This is a genomic window from Haloferax sp. s1 (genome assembly GCF_058382125.1).
The window spans coordinates 1-21,114 of the sequence record NZ_JBZRPK010000712.1 but is presented as its reverse complement, the minus strand read 5'-3'; the positions used below and the strand labels follow the sequence as shown (position 1 = coordinate 21,114).

Genomic DNA, 21,114 nt, shown 5'->3' with positions numbered 1-21,114 from the left:
GTGGGAACAGGGTACGTCTGTCGACATCGTCAAGTACGACGACTACTTCGGCGGCGAAGTCAAAAACGACGGCGTCCACTGGCAGATCATCGAAGACACCGACGCCAAATGGACGTACACGATGGAGAAGAACGCCGACGCGTTCGCAATTCCGACGCCGAAGTACGACCCCAGCCTTGTGAACGTCGAAGAGACCGACGATGTCGGCCGTGAACTCGGTAGCTACGGTCCGGTTCGTAACGGTGATACCCTGAACTACTCGGCAATCTCCGAACTCACGACCTACTACATCGGCTTTAGCATGTCCAACGTGCCGAAGCCGGTCCGCAAAGCCGTCGCATACGCAGTTAACCGCGAAGTCATCGTGAGCGAGGTCTTCAAGAACCGCGGTCGCTCCGCGTTCCACCTCACCCCACCGGCAATCTACCCCGGTGGCTCCAGCGCCTACGACAAGCACGCCGAAGAAAAGTACCCATACGGCATCAACGAGTCTCGCCTCGACAAGGCCCGCGAGATCATGGAAGCAGAAGGGTACAACAAGGACAACAAGTACACGCTGCAATGGACGCAGTACAAGTCGGCAACCTGGTCGGCGATGGCGAAGATTCTCCGCGACCAGCTTGCGAGCGTTCACATCAACATGAAGATCGAGGAAGCGCCGTTCGCGACGCTGACCCAGCGCGGTCGTCAGGGTAACCTCGAACTGTACACGCTCGGATGGGGTGCCGACTACCCAGAAGCGAGCAACTTCCTCCAGCTTCTGAACCCGGCAGACACCATCATCGGTGGCGAGTCGACCCCGGTTTCGTATCTCGACTGGAGCGAAGAAACCGGCGACGCTTCGCAGAAGGCGACCGATGCGTGGCAGACTGTCCTCGATAACAAGGCGACGACCGAGGAGGCTGCCGCCGCACGCGACGAGGCATACGTCGCCCTCGAAGAAGCCAACTGGGAAGACGTCGGCTTCATCAACCTTTACCACCCGAAGGGTGAGCTGTTCTGGTACGACCGGATCGACTACCAGCCGCCGGGTGCGATGGGTGCTGCGTCCGCAATGGACAAGGACATCACGCTCTCCGAGAGTAAGTAACGCAACTCAGCGCGCCGATTTTTCAACAATCAGGCAGTGAACCGAAGGTTCAGTGTCCGTGGTAAATGTTTCCGCGAGCATAACGTAAGACATAATCATGATGGCTGTTCAAGACCTACATAGTATGAGCGACAAGAACTGGCATAGGGGTGGAAAATGAGCCGCTGGGAGTATCTACTCAAACGGATTCTACTAGCGCTTCCAGTAGTCCTCTTTGGTGTCACAGTTACCTTCTTCATTATCCGGCTCGGGCCGATAGACCCGGCCGCGGCTATCCTTGGTCCCCAAGGTGCAACGGGTGCCGAAGCGGAACGGATTCGGCAGCAACTTGGCTTGAACGACCCGCTGTGGCAGCAGTACTTCGACTACCTGGTGAATTTGGTGACGCTTAATATGCCCAACTCGTGGGTTATCAGCCCGGGTACGCCGGCGTTCGAACTCGTGCTGATTTACCTCCCGCGGACGATGTGGCTCGGCTTCTGGTCGGTGCTCATCGCGCTGTTCGTCGGTATCCCGCTTGGGTTCTACGCGGGACTCCGTCCGAACACCGTCGGAGACTACCTCGCTTCGTTCGGGGGTATCGTCTGGCGCGCAATGCCGAACTTCTGGCTCGCCGTCATCTTCGTCAGTATCCTTGCGCAGTCGAACAAGGTGCTCGGATTCGAGTGGTCGTCGCTACTCGTTGAAACGAACATCGTGACACCGCCCTCGCTCGCGTTCTTGGCGCATCCGCTCGAATCGCTCACGAACCCCGGCGAGGCATTTACCGAGTTCCTAAAGGCAACCAAACAAGTTGCCCCCGCAGCCCTCGTTCTTGGCTCGTCGTCCATGGGGAACGAGATGCGTATCGGGCGCACAGCGGTACTGGAGACTATCAACTCCAACTACGTCGAGACGGCGCGTGCGAAAGGTCTCTCCGAGCGAAGTATCGTCTGGAAGCACGTGTTCCGGAACGCGCTCATCCCGCTCATTCCAATCATCACGAGCGAGGCGTTCATCCTCATCAGCGGGTCCGTCCTCGTCGAACTGGTATTCGCTATCAACGGGATGGGGTACCTGTTCTATCAGGCATCCGTGCAGGGTGACCTCCCGCTCGTGGGTGCGTTGATGTACATCTCTATCGTCTTGCTCGTGTCCGTGAACATCCTCCAAGACATCCTCTACACCGTCGTGGACCCCCGCGTCGGAATTGATCAGAACTGACACGATATGATTGAGAACCAAAACCAAGACAGCAAACTCACGGATCGCATCGCAGCCAACCCCCGCCCCGCGCTCGTGTGGGCCGCTATCGGTGTGGTCCTTATCCTCCCCGAAGTGGGTGCACTCGTCCAAGCCGTTGGTGGCTTGCTCAGTGCAGTGCTCGGAGTACTCGGGCAAGCCGAGGTCGCGGCGAGCATCAGGGCGTTCGGCGACCAGATTCCGACGCTCCTCTCGCGTGATGTCATCGGTAATTCAGGGCACTACAACGGGACGACCTGGGAAGGCAACTTCCTCGGTCTCGAACCCGGAATTGCGTGGTTCATCCGGGTGGCGCTCGTGTATGCGTACTCGGCAGTGTTCATCGGCTGGCTCATCAACGGGTACTTCCGATACCGAGAACACTACCGCGAAGCCGACTGGACGCCCGGTGACGACATCGTGAATCGCTTCCGCCGCCACAGTTGGGGGAAGTTCGGCTTCGTCGTCGTTGCGATATTCCTCGTGATGGCAGTGTTCGCGCCAGCAATCGGTCCGACCACGGTCGATAAGAACATTCGAAACCCGTACTCGAGCGAGATTACCTACTGGGATGAAGAGGCGAGTTCCGTCGAATCGACCATCGTCGGTCAAGCGAACATCCAGTCCTCTTCGAAGGGGTCGTCAGACCGGAACGTCGGCCCGATGCAATACGATGACTTCGGCAGGTTCCATCCATTCGGAACAACGACAGACGGTAAGGACTTGTTTACCTTCGTCGCTTCGGGTGCGAGGGTATCGCTCTCCATCGCGCTCCTCTCAATCATGCTTGCTGCGGGTATGGCGTTGCTCCTCGCACTCGTCACGGCCTACTACAAGGGTATTGCAGACCTCGCCGCCGTCCTCGCAAGTGACTCCGTACAGGCAATCCCCATGTTCATGTTGCTCATCATCGTCTTCGTGGTCTTTAGCGGAACGTGGCTTGGGGACCTGTACGATGGGGCCGCGTTAATGGTCGGCATCTTCTTCGTCCTCTACTGGCCGAGTCTGTGGCGTGCAGTCCGTGGTCCCGCCCTCCAAGTGTCGGGCCAAGAGTGGATCGACGCTGCGGAGAGCTTCGGTCAGGCACCGCTCGTCATCATGAAGAAACATATGGCACCGTACGTCATCGGATACCTTCTCGTCTACTCGTCGATGACCCTCGGTGGCATCATAATCGCCATCGCCGGGTTGTCGTTCATTGGCCTCGGCATCTCACCGCCAACACCCGAGTGGGGGCGGCTAATTACAGACGGGCAACCATACGTTGCGAGTGTCTCGTGGCACATCTCGCTCCTTCCCGGTCTCATCATCACGCTCGTCGTGACTGGCTTCAACGCGCTCGGTGACGGTGTCCGTGACGCAATCGACCCACAGAGTGAGGGCGGAGAAAGTACTGAAGCTGCTGCAGCAGGGGGGTCGGGCGTATGAGCGGCCGTTCCAAAGGCGCCAAGCCCATCCTCTCCGTGCAGAACCTGCGGACCTCCTTCTACACGGATAAGGAGGTCATCCGCGCTGTCGACGGGTTGAGCTTCGACATCTACCGCGGCGAGACGGTCGGTATCGTCGGCGAGTCGGGGTCCGGAAAGAGTGTGACCGCCCGGTCGATTATGGGCCTCGTCGACTCCCCCGGCCGCATCGAAGGCGGCCGAATCGAATTCGAGGGAGACGACCTAGCGCAGAAAACAGAAAAAGAGTGGCGGAAGATTCGTGGGAACGGCATCGCGATGGTGTTCCAGGACCCACTGACGTCACTGAATCCAGTGTACACGGTCGGGAACCAGATCAAAGAAGCACTCCGACTTCACCAGAATTTGAGTGGGCAGAAAGCGACCAGCGAGGCCGTCGAACTGCTGGAAGCTGTCGGGATTCCCGACGCACGACGCCGACTTCGAGAGTACCCACACGAGTTCTCTGGCGGGATGCGCCAGCGTGCAGTCATCGCGATGGCACTCGCGTGCGACCCCGAAGTGCTCATCTGTGACGAGCCGACGACGGCACTCGACGTGACGATTCAGGCCCAGATTCTCGAACTGCTCGACACGCTTAAAGAAGAGCGTGATCTGGGAATCATGTTCATCACGCACGACATGGGTGTTATCGCCGAGGTCGCAGACCGCGTCAACGTGATGTACGCAGGAGAAGTCGTCGAGAGCGCATCAGTCGAAGCGTTGTTCGAAAACCCTCGTCATCCCTACACGCAGGGCCTCCTCAAGTCGATTCCCGGGCGAACTGCAGCCGGCGAGCGCCTGAGTACAATCGAGGGAGATGTTCCAACACCGAACGAAGAGCCGACGTACTGTCGGTTCGCCCCGCGCTGTCCGAAGGCCTTCGAGGAGTGTGACACCGTCCACCCGGAGTCTGTCCCTGTCACTGAGCATGCAGACGACCACACCGCAGCATGTCTCCTGTACCCCGAGGACATGAGCACGGCAGAAGCAATTGAAACTCACCGAGCTGAGAGAGGTGATTCCAAATGAGCACACACACAAACGCGAACGGTCAGATGATGAGCGCCACCGAAGAGGTCTCATCGGGTGAGACGCTTATCGAGGTGCGGAACCTCAAGACGTACTACGAAGATGGGAGTCTGCTCGGTGGGACACCCGTCAAGGCAGTCGACGGTGTGAACTTCAACATCAAGAAGGGTGAAACGCTCGGGCTCGTCGGCGAGTCAGGGTGTGGTAAGTCGACGCTCGGTCGGACGCTCGTTCGCCTCGAACAGGCAACCGGCGGAGAGGTGCTCCGCCGCGGACGCGACATTACGACGCTCTCAGGAGACGAACTCAAGAAGTGGCGAAAGAACACCCAGATGGTGTTTCAAGACCCCGAGTCGAGCCTCAACGACCGGATGACCGTCGGTGAAATCATCCGCGAGCCGCTCGATGTCCACGAGATTGGAACACAGAAAGAGCGCACACAGAAGGTTCGAGAGTTACTTTCGACCGTCGGGCTGCAAGAAGAGCACTACTACCGCTACCCTCACCAGTTCTCGGGCGGGCAGCGCCAGCGAATCGGCATCGCCCGTGCACTAGCCCTTGAACCCGAATTCATCGTCCTCGACGAGCCCGTTTCGGCGCTCGACGTGTCCGTTCAGGCCAAGGTCCTGAACCTGCTCGACGACCTGCAAGAGGAGTTCGGGTTGACCTATCTCTTCATCGCGCACGACCTCTCTGTGGTTCGCCACATCTGCGACCGTGTCGCCGTGATGTACCTCGGTAACATCATGGAAATCGGTCCCACGGAGGCGCTGTTTGACGACCCGGCGAACCCATACACACACGCCTTACTGTCTGCGATTCCGGAACCGGACCCGACGAGTGACCGGAACCGAATCACGCTGCGCGGGACGCCGCCAAGTCCGCGCGACCCGCCGGTTGGGTGCCCGTTCTCGACGCGGTGTCCGGTGAAGATTCGGCCGGGCAAGTACAGCGATGTCGACGACGACCTCTGGGAACGGATTAGCATCCTGCGTGAGGTTATCCGCGAACGCGGCCGTGTCGAACTGAGCCTAACAGAACGCATCAGCAACCTCCTCGGCAGGGAGACCCGCCTGACAGACATCTACGAGGTCGAATCGGAGCTGTTCGGAGATATCGACGTGCCACAGGAGATATCGTCACACATCCACGAGGCCATCGAGTACGTCGACCAGGACAAGCCCGAGCGCGCTGAGGAGTACCTTCGCGAGGAGTTCGGAAGCGTATGCGACACCGAACAACCCGAGCAGTACACCGTGGGCAATACTGGACGGACGAGCCTCTGTCACCGGCACGCTAACGACTACGAAGAGCCAGTCGAAGCCTACACGGAGACACACAGCGGTCTGTTCGCAGACGACTGATGGTCGACACGAGGCGGCTCGGAATCAAGTTCATCGATGCGGGGGCGTACGCACTGGTGATTACCGCCGTCGTGTTCGGCCTTGGAGCGTTGCTCGCGTTGCTCGTGAGGATTCGTCCACTTCTCGGCGCGAAGTGGTTCATGTTCCTCGTCGGGTTCGTGATGCTCGCCTATTCGGCGCTCAAACTCCGTCCAACGCCGCTCTGGAAGGACAAAGAGAAACCGTCACGTGAGCCGGTCGGCATACAGGCCGCCGTTGCGGGAGCGCTTCCATCGAAATACTACCTCCCGGCCTCGGAGCGACTGTCGGTTTCGGCAAAGCTGTTTGTCGCAAGCCTCAGCGTCTTAGCCACCTCGCTGGCCATGGAGGTCATCTTCGGTATCGGTATCGGGATGGGCTCTTGAGACGCCGGAGACCGTAAATTCACAGTCTTCGACAACTTTTACCACGACGAGCGGTGACGTAGGTGTATGCCAGAGACTGGAGAGGGAGTCAACCGCGGTGAGCGACTCGCCGCGAACGCGGGAGCGGAAAAAGAAGCCTGGGCGGCGACGCTCGAAGATATGCGAGCGCTCGCTGCGGAGTTGGAAGACGACGGGTGGTCGACGGTTACGATTCAGGCAGGGAGCACTGCACCGACGGGCCAAAGCGACGATGATGACCGCTTCGGACTAGTATACGTTATACCCGGGAACAAGGCCGAACCGTTCGCGGAAGCGGTCGAATCGAATGATTTCCCCGAGTACGAGGTGTATCGTGCCGAGCAGAGCGGCAAAGTGTTTATCGTCACGGAGTTCCGCGACCCCGAGTCGAAGACGGCGATTCTCATCGCGGGGGTATTCGAACTCAGGAACTCACTCGGTTGCGTGCGTGCTGCGACTGAAACAGAGACGATGTACACGCACATCCAGAAACTCGATGGCACCCATCTCGGCTCGTTCCGTCACGACGACTACGAGAAATTCTTCCCGAGCGTTACTGCCGTCGAAAATTGGGCAGACGTTGACTCCGAGGCGATGAACTCCGACTGACAGCAACTGTTTCTCACGCCGGGTTTTTCTTCTATTTTCATTTTTTCAGAAGGTTTGGCAGTTTGAGACCCACTGTGTGAATCAGGCGCGAGCCTTCGCAGAGTACATTAGGCGGGGGGATGAAAGCGGGGGTATGAAAGTAGCCGACGCGATGACTCCCGGTGAGGAGGTCGTGACGGTGTCCCTTCCGGGCACCCGCGACGACGTTCTGGAGTACCTCCAAGAGCGTGGGTTCTCCTCTGTGCCAGTGGTGAAAGAGACCGACGAAGGCACGAACTACCGCGGTCTCATCTCCCGAGAGGACCTCATCAAGGACCCGGACGAAGACCAACTCGCGGTGCTCGTCCGCGAAGTACCGACCGCGAGCGCCGACGACGACCTCGAAGCGGCCGCCGCGACGATGGTCACCGAAAATGCGCGCCGAATCCCCGTCGTCGACGGTGATACCATCGAGGGTATCATCACCGTCACCGACGTCATCCGCACCATCGCTCGTGGCGATATCGACGGCGAGACGCCGGTCGGCGACCTCGCCGCACGCGACGTGAACACGACGTACGTGGAGGTTCCCCTCCCGGTCGTCGAGCGCGAGATCTACTACGCGAACGTCCCCTATGCCGTCGTCCTCGACGACGAGGCCTCGCTAGCGGGTATCGTGACCGAAGTCGACATCATCGAAGTCGCTCGCGTCGTCGAAGGCGAAGCAGGCACCGGTGACTCCGTCGCCAACCAGGACGACAAGTGGATGTGGGAAGGCATCAAGGCGGTCGGCAACCGCTACATTCCAACCCGCAACGTCGAGATTCCGGCGGAACCGGTTTCGAAGTTCATGACTGAGAACCTCGAAACCGTCTCGACGCGCGCCGCCGCTAAGGACGCCGCACAGATGATGATTCGAGAGGATATCGAACAGATTCCGCTCGTCAGCGGCGACGAACTCATCGGTATCGTCCGCGACATCAACCTGCTGGAGGCGCTATATGAGTGAAGGTACCGAATCCGCCGCACTCGCCGAACTGGCGAAGCGTCGCGGCTTCTTCTTCGGTTCTTCGGAAGCCTACGGTGGCGTCGGCGGGTTTTACACCTACGGCCCGCAAGGCGCGGCCCTGAAGTCCAACGTCGAAGAGGCGTGGCGCGAGCGCTTTGCCGTACAGGAGGGCAACCTCGAAATCGAGGCCCCGACAATCATGCCCGAACCCGTCTTCGAGGCGTCCGGTCACCTCGACGGCTTCGACGACATGCTCGTCGAGTGTGCCGAGTGCGGCGAATCCCACCGCGCGGACCACCTCATCGAGGACAACTCCGACCTCGAAGACGCGGAGACGCTCTCGCTGGAGGAAGCCGCCGATGAGATTGCCGACCTCGGTCTCGTCTGTCCGAACTGTGGCGCAGACCTCGCCGGCCAGTCGGTCGAGAGTTTCAACCTGATGTTCGAGACGAACATCGGTCCCGGTTCGAAGACGCCCGGTTACCTCCGTCCCGAGACGGCACAGGGCATCTTCGTCGAGTTCCCGCGCATCAAGGAGTACGCGCGCAACCGACTCCCGTTCGGCGTGACGCAAATCGGTCGCGCCTACCGCAACGAGATTAGCCCGCGGAAGAACATCGTCCGCACACGCGAGTTCACGCAGGCCGAACTCGAACACTTCATCGACCCCGAGCGCGACGAAGCCGACCTCTCAGCGGTCGAAGACGTGGAGGTGCTTCTCTACCCCGCGACCGAACAGGAGAAAGAAGACGGCGAGTACATCGAGACGACCATCGGCGAGGCGGTCGACGAGGGCATCATCGCCAACGCGTGGATTGGCTACTTCCTCGGCATCGCCCAAGAGTGGTACGAGGATGTCGGCGTCGACATGGACCGCTTCCGCTTCCGCCAGCACCTCGCGGGCGAACGCGCCCACTACTCTGCGGACTGCTGGGACGCAGAAAGCGAAGTCGACGGCGACTGGATCGAGATTGCCGGCTTCTCGTATCGCAGCGACTACGACCTCTCGAAGCACGGCGAGTACGGCGACGACGACTTCACCGTCTTCCAGCAGTACGACGAACCCAAGACGGTCGAACGCGCCGTCGTCGACCCCGACATGGCGACGCTCGGTCCCGAGTTCGGCGCGCAGGCCGCGGACGTGGCCGACGCGCTCGAAGCACTCGCCGAGCGCGACCCGGACGCTTTCGACGCGGACGAAGTCACACTCGATATCGACGGCGAGGAGGTCACCGTCGACACCGACGTAGCGAACTTCTCGGTCGAGACGCAGACCGAAGCGGGCGAACACATCACGCCGCACGTCGTCGAACCGTCGTTCGGTGTCGACCGCACGGTCTACACGCTTCTCGCGCACGCGTACGAGACCGACGAGGTCGACGGCGAAGCACGGACGTTCCTGTCGCTTTCGCCCTCGGTTGCGCCGACGAACGTCGGCGTCTTCCCCCTCGTCAGCAACGTCGAGGAACTCGTGGACCTCGCCGACGACGTGGCCGAAGAGCTTCGCGCGGCCGGATTTGCGGTCGTCTACGACGACTCCGGCAGCATCGGTCGGCGCTACCGCCGACAGGACGAAGTCGGGACGCCCTTCTGTATCACCATCGACCGCGATGGGATGGAAGGCGACGGCGAAGACACCGTGACCATCCGCGAGCGCGACAGCGGTCAGCAGGTTCGGCTGCCGGTCGACGACCTCGTCCAGACCCTCGTCGGCCTGCGCGCGGGAACCACCTCGTTCGACGACGTGCTCGACGAGAACGAAATCGTCGAGGCCTAACAGAGCCGTGGGACGCCCGAGTACCGCCGAAGTGAAGCGGCGACTGGTCCACGCGAGTGGGTCGGGGATGCCCCTTTTGTACATTCTCGATATTGTCAATTGGCAGACGCTCGGGTACCTGTTCGTCTTCCTGTCGGTCGTCGTCAGCGTTCTCGAAGTCCTTCGACTGTTCGGTGGTCTCGATTGGCGTATCTACGACGAACTCACTCGCGAATACGAACAGGACAACATCGCGGGCTACGCGCTATACGTCTACAGTCAGACCGCCGTCGCGCTGGTTTTCAGCCCACACATTGCAGTTCCCGGGATGCTCATGCTCACCATCGGCGACCCGATTAGCGGGCTTCTCGGTTCCGCGCCGGTCGGCGAGTGGAAGTCAGTCCGGACACTCGCGGTGATGTTCACCGTCTGTCTCGCTCTCGCCGCGCCGTTCGTAATTCCGGCCTTCGGATTTATCGCTGGAGGTGTGGCGGCCGCTGCGGGTGCCGCCGGGGCGACGCTGGCAGACGGGGCGAAACCGGTCGTCGCGGGCTACGTTATCGACGACAACGTCTCGATTCCGCCGGTCGCCTGCGTCGCTATCGCGTCGATACTCTGGCTTATTGCCTGAATCCCGGGACGAATCGAACGAATAGGACCGCACCGGCACGACCAGATTTTGTGACACCGTAACACGATTTTATTTCTCTCGCCGACGAATGTGACTGTCGTGACCGTCTACGAGAGCGACCTTCCGGGCGTCGGGAAGAAACACGAAGTGGAACTCGGTGACGGAGCGCGCCTCATCATCGTGACGCACAACACCGGGAAACGAGAGGTGTTCCGCCGCGAGAGCGCCGACAGCGACTCTGAAAAGCTGTTCGAACTCGACGATAAACTCGCGCGGCAGGTCGGGACGCTCCTCGAAGGTGCGTACTTTCAGCCGGTCGAACCGACGAGGATTGAGACGCTGCTCGGCGACAGTACGCTCATCGAGTGGGTCGAAGTCGGTGCCGACGCAGACGTAGTCGGAAAGACGCTCGGCGAGTCGAATCTCCGGCAAGCAACCGGCGCGTCGGTCATCGCCATCGAGCGCGACGACGAGGTTATCGCCTCGCCTGGCGGCGACGCGATGGTCGAAGCCGGGGACACACTCGTCGTCATCGGACCGCGTGAGGCCTGCCGAAATTTCGTCGAACTCGTCACCGGGGCCTGATGGCGGCGGCGCTCCTCGAATTCGGCTACCTGTTCGTCGTCCTCGCGCTCACCGGAGCGGCCGCGCTGCGACTCGGGTTGTCGGTCATCCCGCTGTACGTCGTCGGTGGTGTCGTCGCCGGACCCTACGTCGCCGGTCGCCTCGGACTGCCCTACGTCGCCGACGGTGAGGTCATCGCGCTTCTCGCAGAACTCGGTATCGTCCTCCTATTGTTCTTTCTCGGACTGGAGTTCAGTCTCGACCGACTTCGCGCGTCCGGGTCGGAAATCGGGCGCGCCGGGGTCGTCGACCTCGGCGTGAACCTCCCACTCGGCATCGCAATCGGTCTCCTTCTCGGGTGGTCGTTCGTCGAATCGCTGCTTCTCGGCGGCATCGTCTACATCTCGTCGTCCGCCATCGTGACGAAGACGCTCATCGACCTCGGGTGGATTGCGGACCCCGAATCCGAGCCAATCTTGGGCACACTCGTCTTCGAAGACCTCGCTATCGCGGTCTACCTCGCCGTCGTCACCTCGCTGGTCCTCGGGGGAGAAGGCGGCTTCGGCGCAATTGGCCGGTCGCTGGCTATCGCATTCGGCTTCCTCGGACTCCTGTTCGTCGCCGTCCAGTACGGAACAGGGTTGTTCACCCGCGTCCTCGACATCGGAAATCAGGAAGCGTTCGTCCTCCGGGCGCTCGCCGTCGTCGTTCCCGTCGCGGGCGCGGCGCTGGCGTTAGGTGTGAGCGAAGCCGTCGCGGCATTTTTCGTCGGGATGGGATTTTCGGCCAGCGGACACCGAGAGCGTATCGAACGCACTCTCATCCCGGTTCGGGACGTGTTCGCGGCGATATTCTTCTTCTGGATTGGACTCGGAACGGACCCGATGCTGTTGACCGCGGCGGCGGTGCCGTTGGTCCTTGCAGTGGTGCTAACGACGCCCGCAAAAGTGGTGTCCGGATACGTCGGCGGTCGCACCTACGACCTCTCGGCATCCCGGTCGCTCCGCGTCGGCCTCGGGATGGTTCCGCGCGGCGAGTTCTCGCTCGTCATCGCGGCGCTGGCCGCGTCGGGGACGACACCCGTCATGCGCGAGGTCATTCCGGCGTTCGCCGTCGGCTACGTCTTCGTCATGAGCGCGCTCGGGACGGTGTTGATGCAGCAGTCGGACCTCGTGGAGCGACTGGTCTTTCGCGGCGAGTCAGATGGAGTCGTCAAGGGCGGGCAGTGACTACCGTTGCCGAATCGTGAAGGGAGAACCCAGTCAGGTCGCGTAGAAGAGGAACCGGATGCTCACGAACACGAAGTAGGCACCGACGAGCCACGTGCCCTCGCGGCGAGTCGCAATCCCGTCATTTCGACGGACTACGAGGAGAAAACCCACCGCGACGAAGAGCTTGAATGGGAGGTCCCAGCGAATCACGGACGGCGGGACGGCGTAGGTCGAAAGCAACCCGCCGAGTCCGAATCCGACGAGCGGATTTACGACGTTCGACCCGATGAGCGTCCCGAGACCGATGTCGACCGAGTGCCGCCGAATCGCTTCGACGACGGTGGTAAGTTCCGGAAGCGCGGAGGCGAGACCGATGGTGACGACGCCGACCATGGACCCGTTGAGACCGAGTATCCCCACAACGTCTTGAACAACGGCGAGGACGACGTATGCGCTCCCAAAGACGAGTACGAGCGCTCCGACGGCGACTACAACGTCGCGGACGTGGTTCGTACTCGCACCGTCGTACGAGTGACCGTCTTCGGGCGCGATTCGGAGACCCACGAGGACGTACGCACCGAATCCGACCAGCAGAGCGACGCCATCGAGGCGAGAAATCGTCCCGTCGAGCGCGAGAACGAGCGTCGCGACGAACGTGAGAATCATCGGATAGTACGTCGACCGAAGAAATGAGGACGAGAAGGCCGTTCGGCCAATCCCGAGCACGAACACGCCGACGAGGAGCGTCTGCTGAACCGTCGAAGAACCCATGTTGCCACCTATAACGGTGGCCGACGCGATTCGATAGTCGAGGGTTCCAGAGAGGATACCCGCGGAAGCGACGAGGTGCGACCCGATTTCGGGAAGACTCGTTCCGACAGCGACAATCGTGGAGGCGAGAATCGCGTCAGAGATTTTGAACGCGCGTGCGACAGCGACGAGGTGGTCGACAGCGACCTGCGCCGCCTTGACCATCACGCCGAGCGCGACGGTGGCAGCGAGAAGTGCGCCCACGAGCGGGGGAGAAATCGTCGGTTGGGGCGGGAATATCAGAGGGGTGGGTACAGGCCAACTCATAGGACGCGAACCGCTCGATACGGCCAAAAATGTAATGCAGGCAATATTTCGAGCGCGTGCGAGAGCGCGAGCACTCCGGCGAAGGTTGCGTCGCCGAAAGCGTTTAATAGGAATGAGGTAGTACCGTTTCACAACTATGGCGACTCGCATCACTTTCGCCACTTTTGCCCCGCTGCGAGCCGCTGCTGTCCGAACCCGACGACCGGCCCTTTAGGGCCAATATTACCATATCCTTCGGGACACGTCGAAATTGCTAATCTCTAGTTTTCTTGCCCATAGGCATCTCTACCACTTAATTTCACAAATACAATGCAAAGAATTTATCTACGAGTCTATGCCACAAACAGGTACATGAAGAAAGTCGCACTCGCGTTCTCGGGCGGACTCGACACAACAGTCTGCGTCCCGATTCTCGAAGAGGAGTACGGATACGACGAAGTTATCGGCGTCACCGTCGACGTCGGCCAACCAGAAGAGGAGTTCGAGGAGGCCTACGAGACGGCCGAAGCTCTCGGACTGGACCACTACGTCATCGATGCAAAGGATGAATTCGCACAGCTCTGTCTCGATTCCGTCTGTGCGAACGCGGACTATCAGGGCTACCCGCTCGGCACCGCGCTCGCACGCCCGGTCATCGCGGAAGCAATCCTCGAACTCGCCGAAGAAGAGGGCTGTGACGGCATCGCACACGGCTGTACGGGCAAAGGGAACGACCAGCTCCGCTTCGAAGCGGTCTGGCGTGCCTCCGACCTCGAAGTCATCGCCCCCGTCCGCGAGATGGGCATGACCCGCGAGTGGGAAATCGAGTACGCCGCCGAGAAGGACCTCCCCGTACAGGGCGGCAACGAAGGCGTCTGGTCCATCGACACCAACCTCTGGAGCCGTTCCATCGAGGGCGGCAACCTCGAAGACCCGAGCTACGTCCCGCCGGAAAGCATCTACGAGTGGACCGAACAGCCCACCGGCGAGACGGAACTCGTCGAAATTACGTTCGAAAACGGCTACCCCGTCGCTATCGACGGTGAGGAGATGGACGCACTCGAACTCATCGAGTTCCTCAACGAGAAGGCAGGCGCACACGGCGTCGGCCGCACGGACATGATGGAAGACCGCATGCTCGGTCTGAAGGTGCGCGAGAACTACGAACACCCCGCGGCGACGACGCTCCTCAACGCGCACAAGGCGCTCGAAGGACTCGTCCTCACGAAAGAAGAACGCGACTTCAAGGCCACCGTGGACGACGAGTGGTCCCAGAAGGCCTACGAAGGTCTCATCGACGCCCCGCTCATGGACGCACTGACCGCGTTCGTCGAGAAAACCCAAGAGCGCGTCACGGGCACCGTAACCGTCAAGTTCGAGGGCGGGCAGGCCCGCGCAGTCGGCCGCGACTCCGACTACGCTGCCTACTCCGAGTCCGCCGCCTCCTTCAACACGGAGACGGTCGACGGCATCGAACAGGCCGACGCGACGGGCGTCGCCAAGTACCACGGCTTCCAGGCGCGTCTCGCCAACCAGAGCACGAAAAAGCAGAAGCCCGAACTGGCCGCAGACGGCGGCAGCGAAGAATAACATGACAGGCGAGGACGGCGACTCCGGGAGCGTCATCCGCCGGGACCGCTTCAGCGGCGGCCCCGCCCGCGGGTTCATGTCGAGTCTCGCGGCCGACGAACGCATCTTCGAGGCCGACCTCGCCGTCGACCGGGCGCACGTCGTGATGCTCGCGGCGCAGGACATCATCGAGTCCGACGTTGCCACGGACATCCTCGGTGCGTTAGACGAGGTCGAAGCCGCCGGTCACGACGTACTCTCCGGCGGCGAAGACGTACACGAAGCCATCGAGGCCGCAGTCATCGACCGCGTCGGTCCCGACGGCGGCAAGATGCACACCGCCCGCTCGCGCAACGACGAGGTGGCGACCTGTATCCGCTACCGCCTGCGCGACGACGTACTCGACGCGCTCGACGCTGCACTCGCCCTGCGCGAATCGCTCATCGAGACGGCCGCCGAGCACACCGAGACGGTGATGCCCGGCTACACGCACCTGCAACCCGCCCAACCGACGACGGTGGCGCACTTCCTGTGCTCGTACGAGCGAGCGGTCGCCCGCGACTGCGCCCGCCTCGTGTGCGCGTACGAGCGCATCAACCAGTCACCGCTCGGGTCGGCGGCCTTCGCGGGCACGCCCTTCGACGTGAACCGCGAACTCGTGGCCGACCTGCTCGGCTTCGACCGCGTGATGGAGAACTCGATGGACGCCTCGGCGACCCGCGACTTCCTCGCGGAGACGCTCTCGGCGCTCACGACCCACGCCGTCACGCTCTCCGGCCTCGCAGAAGACCTCGTCGTCTTCTCGAACAAGGGACTCGTCGAACTTTCGGACGACTACTCGTCGACCTCGTCCATCATGCCGCAAAAGAAGAATCCCGACACGATGGAACTCGTCCGCGCCGTCGCGGGCGACGCGGTCGGCGAACTCACCGGACTCCTGACGACGCTCAAGGGGCTTCCGCGCGCGTACAACCGCGACTTACAGCGCGCTCACAAGCACACCTTCCGCGCCGTCGACGACGTGACCGAAGCGACCGCAGTCGCCGCCGGGGCAGTTGCCTCCGCGACGTGGCCCGAAGACGAACTCGCGGCCGCCGCGGGCGACGGCTTCTCGACGGCAACCGGCGTGGCAGACCTCCTGGCGATGGCCGGATTACCGTTCCGCACGGCCCACGAAGTCGTCGCTGAGGCCGCCTCGCGCTCGTCGGGAACCCCCGATGTGGCAACACTTGACGCCGTCGCTACGGACGTATTAGGTGAGTCTCTCTTTACACACGTGACAGCCGAGGCCGTCGAAGCCGCGCTCGACCCAACGGAGAGCGTCGCCAGTCGCGATTCGGTCGGCGGGCCTGCGCCCGCTGCCGTTGAAGCGACACTTTCGACGGCCCGCGACGAACTCGAAGCTGATGCGGCCGCCGTTGCCGACGCCCGCGACTCGCTCGCGGCCGCCGCCGAGCAACTCGAAGCGGAGGTTTCGAACTATGTCTGAACACGAGCACGCCGCTGCCGTCTCCCGCCTGCCGCGACCGCCGCGAGCGACTGCTCCGCGACGACCGCGACGACCGGTTTCGGTTCCGCGACGACCGCGACCGGCGCCGCGACCGACGCAGGGGACGATTCGACCGGTTCCGCGACCGGTCCCGTCCCCGGCGTCGAGTGAGCGTGGCACCCAAGCTCGACGCGTTGTTCGGCCGGTTACCAAAATCGGCCAATTCGCCCGTTAAATCGCGTTAGACACTTCTTTTCGCTATTTTTTGCTGTGTAATTTTCGACGGATTTAATACCAACCACCGTCCAGCCAAGGATGTAATGAGCGACACCATCACTGCGGAAGACCCGCTGAGCGGCGAAGAAATCGACCTGCCGGACGACGTCGAAGTCGGCGAAATTATCGACAGTCCCGCCACGGGCGCAGAACTCGAAGTCGTGTCTCTCGACCCCGTGACACTCGAAGAAGCACCTGAACTCGAAGAGGATTGGGGAGAGTAAGCGTGAATATTGGACTGCTCTACTCCCGGATTCGCCGCGACGAGAAGCTCCTCTTGAACGAGCTTCGCGAGCGCGGCCACGAAGTGACGAAGATAGACGTTCGGAAAGAGCAGTTCGACCTCACCGAGCCGCCGGAATCGTTCGACGGACTCGACGTGGTGGTCGACCGCTGTCTGGCGACGAGCAGGAGTCTCTACATCACGCGCTTCCTGCAGTCGTACGGCATTCCCGTCGTCAACTCCCACGAGACCGCGGACATCTGCGCCGACAAGGCGAAAAACAGTCTCGCGCTCGCCGACGCTGGCGTGCCCACGCCGAACACGAAGGTCGCCTTCACGGTCGAATCGGCGATGGACATCGTCGAGGAGTTCGGCTACCCCTGCGTGCTCAAGCCCGTCGTCGGGTCGTGGGGGCGCCTGATGGCGAAAATCGACTCCGAGGCAGCCGCCGAGGCGATTTTGGAACACAAAGCCACGCTCGGCAACTACGAGCACAAGGTGTTCTACATTCAGGAGTTCGTCGAGAAGCCCGGCCGCGACATCCGCGTCCTCGCCGTCGACGGTGAACCCATCGCCGCGATGACCCGCTCGTCGGACCACTGGCTCACGAACGCCGCGAAAGGTGCCGACGCCGAGGCGTTCGAACTCGACGCCCGCGCGAAGGAACTCGTGAAACAGGCGTCCGACGCGGTCGGCGGCGGCCTACTCGGCATCGACCTCATGGAGACCGGCTCTGACTATACGGTTCACGAAGTCAACCACACCGTCGAATTCAAGGCGCTCAACGACGCCGTCGACGTGGACGTTCCCGCAGCAGTCGTCGATTGGCTGGAAGCCACGGTCGAAGGCGAAAAGACGCTCGCGGGAGTCTCAGCGTGAGCGAACAACTGACCGCGGGTGTCGTCGGTGGTTCCGGCTTTACCGGCGGCGAACTGCTTCGCCTGCTCGACGGCCACCCGAACTTCGAGGTGGCACAGGCGACGAGCCGCTCCTACGAGCGCAAGACCGTCGGCCACGTCCATCCGAACCTTCGTCACCTCGACCTCCGCTTTACCTCGCCTGCGGACCTCGAATCCGTGGACGTGCTCTTTACGGCGACGCCCCACGGCGTCTCGATGGAGCACATCGACGCGTTTCAGGACGCTGCGGACACCGTCGTCGACCTCTCTGCTGACTTCCGTCTCTCCGAGGAGACACAGTACGACGAGTGGTACGACGGCCACATCTGTCCCGAGTATCTGGAGAAATCCGAGTACGCACTGCCCGAACTGAACCGCGAAAACCTTCCCGGAGCGGACCTCATCGCCGCGGGCGGGTGCAACGCGACGGCGACGATTCTCGGCCTGAAGCCCCTCTTCGATGCCGACATCCTCTCCGGCGACGAGCAGGTCGTCGTCGACGTGAAAGTCGGCTCCTCGGAAGGCGGCGCGGGCGCAAGTAAGGCATCGTCGCACGCCGAGCGCTCCGGTATCGTCCGGCCCTATGCACCAACCGGACACCGTCACGAGGCGGAAATCGAGGAATATCTCGGTCTCTCGGTCTCCTTTACCGTCCACGCGGTCGATATGGTCCGCGGCGCGGCGGCGACCTGTCACGTCTTCCCCGACGGACCCGTCTCGAAGGGCGACATGTGGAAAGCGTTCCGCGGCTCCTACGGCGACGAACCCTTCATGCGCACCGTCGCCGGCGGTGGCGGCGTCTATCGCTACCCCGAGCCGAAGTCCGTTGCAGGCACCAACTTCGGCGAGGTCGGCTTCGAGATCGACCCAACGAACCGCCGACTCGTCGTCTTCTCGGCCATCGACAACATGATGAAAGGCTCCGCCGGGCAGGCGGTCCACGCCGCCAACATCGCACTCGGCCTAGAGGAGACAGCCGGCCTCGACTTCACCGGCTACCACCCGATTGGCTCACCCTGAGCACCGTCTCTGAACACACTCCGTCCCCCGACTGACCATCTATCGCACCATTTCGACTATGACAGGATACACACGCGAGGAACTGCTCGCGGCACACGAACAGCTCGTCGATAACGAGAAAAATCTCGTCACGGATGGCGGCACCGAGCCGCCGGTCGTCGTCAAAATCGGCGGCGCGAAAGCCGTCGACCCCGAGGGAGCCGTCAAAGACGTGGCACACCTCGTCGCCAACGGCACCGACGTCGTCGTCGTCCACGGCGGTTCGACCGCCGTCGACGAGACGCTCGAAGAACTCGGCGAGGAGCCGACCTACGTCGAATCGCCCTCCGGTGTCAGCGGCCGCTTCACCGACGAGCACACCATGGAGGTGTTCTCGATGGTGATGCCCGGCAAACTCAACACCGACCTCACGGCGCTGTTCCGCGAGGCGGGCGTCGACGCACTCGGTCTCTCCGGCGTCGACGGTGGCCTCCTCACCGGCCCGCGCAAGTCAGCCGTCCGCGTCGTCGAAGACGGTAAGAAGAAAATCAAGCGCGGCGACCACTCCGGGAAGATTACCTCGGTGAACGCCTCGCTCCTCGAAACGCTCCTCGGCGGCGGTTACACCCCTATCGTGACCGTGCCGATGCTGGCCGACGACGGCGTGCCGGTCAACGCCGACGCCGACCGCGCCGCAGCGGCAGTCGCGGGCGCACTCGGCGCGAAACTCGTCGTTCTCACCGACGTGAAAGGCGTCTACGAGGACCCCGACGACGAATCGACGCTCATCGAGACGGCCGACACGCCCGACGAGTTCGCGGCGCTGGAGAACGCTGCTGAGGGCTTCATGACGAAGAAAGTCATGGCCGCAAAGGAAGCGCTCGACGGCGGGGCCGCCGAGGTTATCGTCTCCGATGCGAACCTGAACGACCCCATCGTGACCGCGCTCAACGGCGGCGGCACGCACGTGACGCCCGGTGCGCTGGTGGCGGAAAAAGCAGGGGGCGAAGCGAAATGAGCGGCTTCGTCTTCAACGAGAAACCCATCACTATCGAATCCGGTGAGGGGGCGTACCTTTACGCCGACGACGGCACCGAATATCTCGATTTCGGCGCGAGCTACGCTGTCGCGGCGCTCGGCCACTCGCACCCCGCCGTCGTCTCCGCGATTCAAGAGCAGGCCGCGAAGCTGACCTACGTGCAGGCGTCGTATCCCGTAGACGTTCGCACCGAACTCTACGAGAAACTCGCGACCGTCGCGCCCGGCGACCTCTCGAACGTCTGGCTCTGTAACTCCGGCACTGAGGCCAACGAGGCGGCGATGAAGTTCGCCCGCTCGGCCACCGGACGCCAGAAAATTATCGCCACCAAGCGCGCCTTCCACGGCCGTACCCTCGGCGCGCTCGCGCTCACGTGGAAACAGAAGTACAAGAAGCCCTACGAGCCGGTCGCCGGGGGCGTCGAGTTCGTCTCCTACGGCGACGAAGAAGAACTGGCCGACGCCATCGACGACGAGACGGCCGCGGTCTTCCTCGAACCCATTCAGGGCGAAGGCGGCATCAACCCCGCCGCTGCGGAGTATCTGCAAGCCGCCCGCGACCTGACCGAAGGTGCCGGTGCCGCGCTCGTCTTCGACGAGATTCAGACCGGCATCGGTCGCACGGGGTCGCTGTGGGCCTGCGAGAACGTCGGCGTCGTTCCCGACATCCTCACCAGCGCGAAGGGCATCGCCAACGGCCTGCCTCTCGGCGCGACGCTCTGTGCCGACTGGATTGCCGACGGCGCGGCCTCTCACGGCTCGACGTTCTCCGGCGGCCCCGTCGTCTGCGCCGCGGCGAACGCCACGCTCGATACGATTGTCGAGGAGGACCTGCCCGGCCACGCCGCCGCGGTTGGCGACTACTTCACGACTGAACTCGAAGCGGCCGTCGAGGAACACGACCTGCCAGTCCGCGACGTTCGCGGCGAGGGACTGATGGTCGGCGTCGAGGTCAAACGCGGCGCGAACCGCACGCTGAAGCACCTCGCGCTGTCCGAGCAACTGCTCGCGCTCCCCGCGGGTCGGACCGTCGTCCGGTTCCTCCCGCCGCTGATAATCGACGAAGAGCACGCGGACCGCGCGGTGGATGCGATGACGAACGTGTTGTCATGAACGCCGGAATCGACCACGACGCGGCCGCGGAGGCAGAAGCGGAGGACCAGACAGATGCGTCAGCAACGGAGAGCCAGACGGACGCACCCGAAACGGAGAGCCAGACGGACGCACCCGAA

The 21,114-nt window shown here is 62.2% G+C and carries 20 protein-coding genes; 19 read left to right on the top strand and 1 reads right to left on the bottom strand.

The window, feature by feature from the left end; all coding sequences use genetic code 11:
• The 12 genes from QT222_RS20095 to QT222_RS20040 all read left to right on the top strand — a co-directional run.
• On the top strand, positions 1-1,090 hold a 1,090-nt coding region (locus QT222_RS20095), incomplete at its 5' end, for an ABC transporter substrate-binding protein (RefSeq protein WP_491478187.1).
• 156 nt (positions 1,091-1,246) lie between these two features.
• Positions 1,247-2,293 carry an ABC transporter permease gene (locus QT222_RS20090; RefSeq protein ID WP_491478186.1) on the top strand — a complete coding sequence of 349 codons (1,047 nt, stop codon included), beginning with the start codon at positions 1,247-1,249 and terminating at the stop codon, positions 2,291-2,293.
• A gap of 6 nt (positions 2,294-2,299) precedes the next feature.
• Positions 2,300-3,739 (top strand): ABC transporter permease, encoded by a 1,440-nt coding sequence (locus QT222_RS20085; RefSeq protein ID WP_491478185.1) that lies wholly within the window; start codon positions 2,300-2,302, stop codon positions 3,737-3,739.
• A complete protein-coding gene (locus QT222_RS20080) occupies positions 3,736-4,788 on the top strand; it encodes an ABC transporter ATP-binding protein (RefSeq protein ID WP_004058715.1) in 1,053 nt (350 codons plus the stop codon). The genes QT222_RS20085 and QT222_RS20080 overlap by 4 nt, the downstream gene beginning before the upstream one ends.
• Positions 4,785-6,152 carry an ABC transporter ATP-binding protein gene (locus QT222_RS20075; RefSeq protein WP_491478184.1) on the top strand — a complete coding sequence of 456 codons (1,368 nt, stop codon included), beginning with the start codon at positions 4,785-4,787 and terminating at the stop codon, positions 6,150-6,152. The genes QT222_RS20080 and QT222_RS20075 overlap by 4 nt, the downstream gene beginning before the upstream one ends.
• Positions 6,152-6,556 carry a DUF7555 family protein gene (locus QT222_RS20070; RefSeq protein ID WP_004058719.1) on the top strand — a complete coding sequence of 135 codons (405 nt, stop codon included), beginning with the start codon at positions 6,152-6,154 and terminating at the stop codon, positions 6,554-6,556. Before QT222_RS20075 ends, QT222_RS20070 begins: the two co-directional genes overlap by 1 nt.
• Before the next feature lie 66 nt (positions 6,557-6,622).
• Positions 6,623-7,183 carry a DUF7529 family protein gene (locus QT222_RS20065; RefSeq protein ID WP_004058721.1) on the top strand — a complete coding sequence of 187 codons (561 nt, stop codon included), beginning with the start codon at positions 6,623-6,625 and terminating at the stop codon, positions 7,181-7,183.
• A 133-nt stretch (positions 7,184-7,316) separates the two neighbouring features.
• The gene (locus QT222_RS20060; protein WP_004058723.1) at positions 7,317-8,171 is read left to right on the top strand and encodes a CBS domain-containing protein; all 855 of its coding nucleotides are present in this window, start codon (positions 7,317-7,319) and stop codon (positions 8,169-8,171) included.
• Complete coding sequence (gene glyS, locus QT222_RS20055; protein WP_491478183.1) at positions 8,164-9,948, top strand: glycine--tRNA ligase; 1,785 nt, start codon at positions 8,164-8,166, stop codon at positions 9,946-9,948. Before QT222_RS20060 ends, glyS begins: the two co-directional genes overlap by 8 nt.
• Positions 9,949-9,955: 7 nt before the next feature.
• On the top strand, positions 9,956-10,558 hold the full coding sequence (locus QT222_RS20050) for a dolichol kinase (protein ID WP_491478182.1): 603 nt from the start codon (positions 9,956-9,958) through the stop codon (positions 10,556-10,558).
• A gap of 99 nt (positions 10,559-10,657) precedes the next feature.
• Positions 10,658-11,143 (top strand): cation:proton antiporter regulatory subunit, encoded by a 486-nt coding sequence (locus QT222_RS20045; RefSeq protein WP_491478181.1) that lies wholly within the window; start codon positions 10,658-10,660, stop codon positions 11,141-11,143.
• On the top strand, positions 11,143-12,351 hold the full coding sequence (locus tag QT222_RS20040) for a cation:proton antiporter (RefSeq protein ID WP_491478180.1): 1,209 nt from the start codon (positions 11,143-11,145) through the stop codon (positions 12,349-12,351). Before QT222_RS20045 ends, QT222_RS20040 begins: the two co-directional genes overlap by 1 nt.
• A 33-nt stretch (positions 12,352-12,384) precedes the next feature.
• Here the strand turns inward: QT222_RS20040 and QT222_RS20035 are convergent, their stop codons facing one another.
• A complete protein-coding gene (locus QT222_RS20035) occupies positions 12,385-13,410 on the bottom strand; it encodes a sodium:calcium antiporter (RefSeq protein ID WP_491478179.1) in 1,026 nt (341 codons plus the stop codon).
• 309 nt (positions 13,411-13,719) lie between these two features.
• Here QT222_RS20035 and QT222_RS20030 point away from each other — a divergent pair, with 309 nt between their 5' ends.
• From QT222_RS20030 to QT222_RS20000, 7 genes are all read left to right on the top strand, one after another.
• Entirely contained in the window at positions 13,720-14,979 is a 1,260-nt protein-coding gene (locus tag QT222_RS20030) for an argininosuccinate synthase (RefSeq protein ID WP_137685654.1), read from the top strand.
• Position 14,980: 1 nt separating this feature from the next.
• Positions 14,981-16,447, top strand: a complete 1,467-nt coding sequence (argH, locus tag QT222_RS20025; protein WP_491478178.1) for an argininosuccinate lyase — start codon at positions 14,981-14,983, stop codon at positions 16,445-16,447.
• A 320-nt stretch (positions 16,448-16,767) separates the two neighbouring features.
• Positions 16,768-16,947 (top strand): lysine biosynthesis protein LysW, encoded by a 180-nt coding sequence (gene lysW, locus QT222_RS20020; protein ID WP_491478177.1) that lies wholly within the window; start codon positions 16,768-16,770, stop codon positions 16,945-16,947.
• Positions 16,948-16,949: 2 nt separating this feature from the next.
• Positions 16,950-17,825, top strand: coding sequence for a lysine biosynthesis protein LysX (gene lysX, locus QT222_RS20015; RefSeq protein ID WP_491478176.1), 876 nt, complete (start codon positions 16,950-16,952; stop codon positions 17,823-17,825).
• Positions 17,822-18,865, top strand: a complete 1,044-nt coding sequence (gene argC / locus QT222_RS20010) for an N-acetyl-gamma-glutamyl-phosphate reductase (protein ID WP_004058744.1) — start codon at positions 17,822-17,824, stop codon at positions 18,863-18,865. Before lysX ends, argC begins: the two co-directional genes overlap by 4 nt.
• 58 nt (positions 18,866-18,923) lie before the next feature.
• Positions 18,924-19,862 (top strand): acetylglutamate/acetylaminoadipate kinase, encoded by a 939-nt coding sequence (locus tag QT222_RS20005; RefSeq protein WP_491478175.1) that lies wholly within the window; start codon positions 18,924-18,926, stop codon positions 19,860-19,862.
• Complete coding sequence (locus QT222_RS20000; protein WP_491478174.1) at positions 19,859-20,995, top strand: aspartate aminotransferase family protein; 1,137 nt, start codon at positions 19,859-19,861, stop codon at positions 20,993-20,995. Before QT222_RS20005 ends, QT222_RS20000 begins: the two co-directional genes overlap by 4 nt.
• Positions 20,996-21,114: the final 119 nt, after the last annotated feature.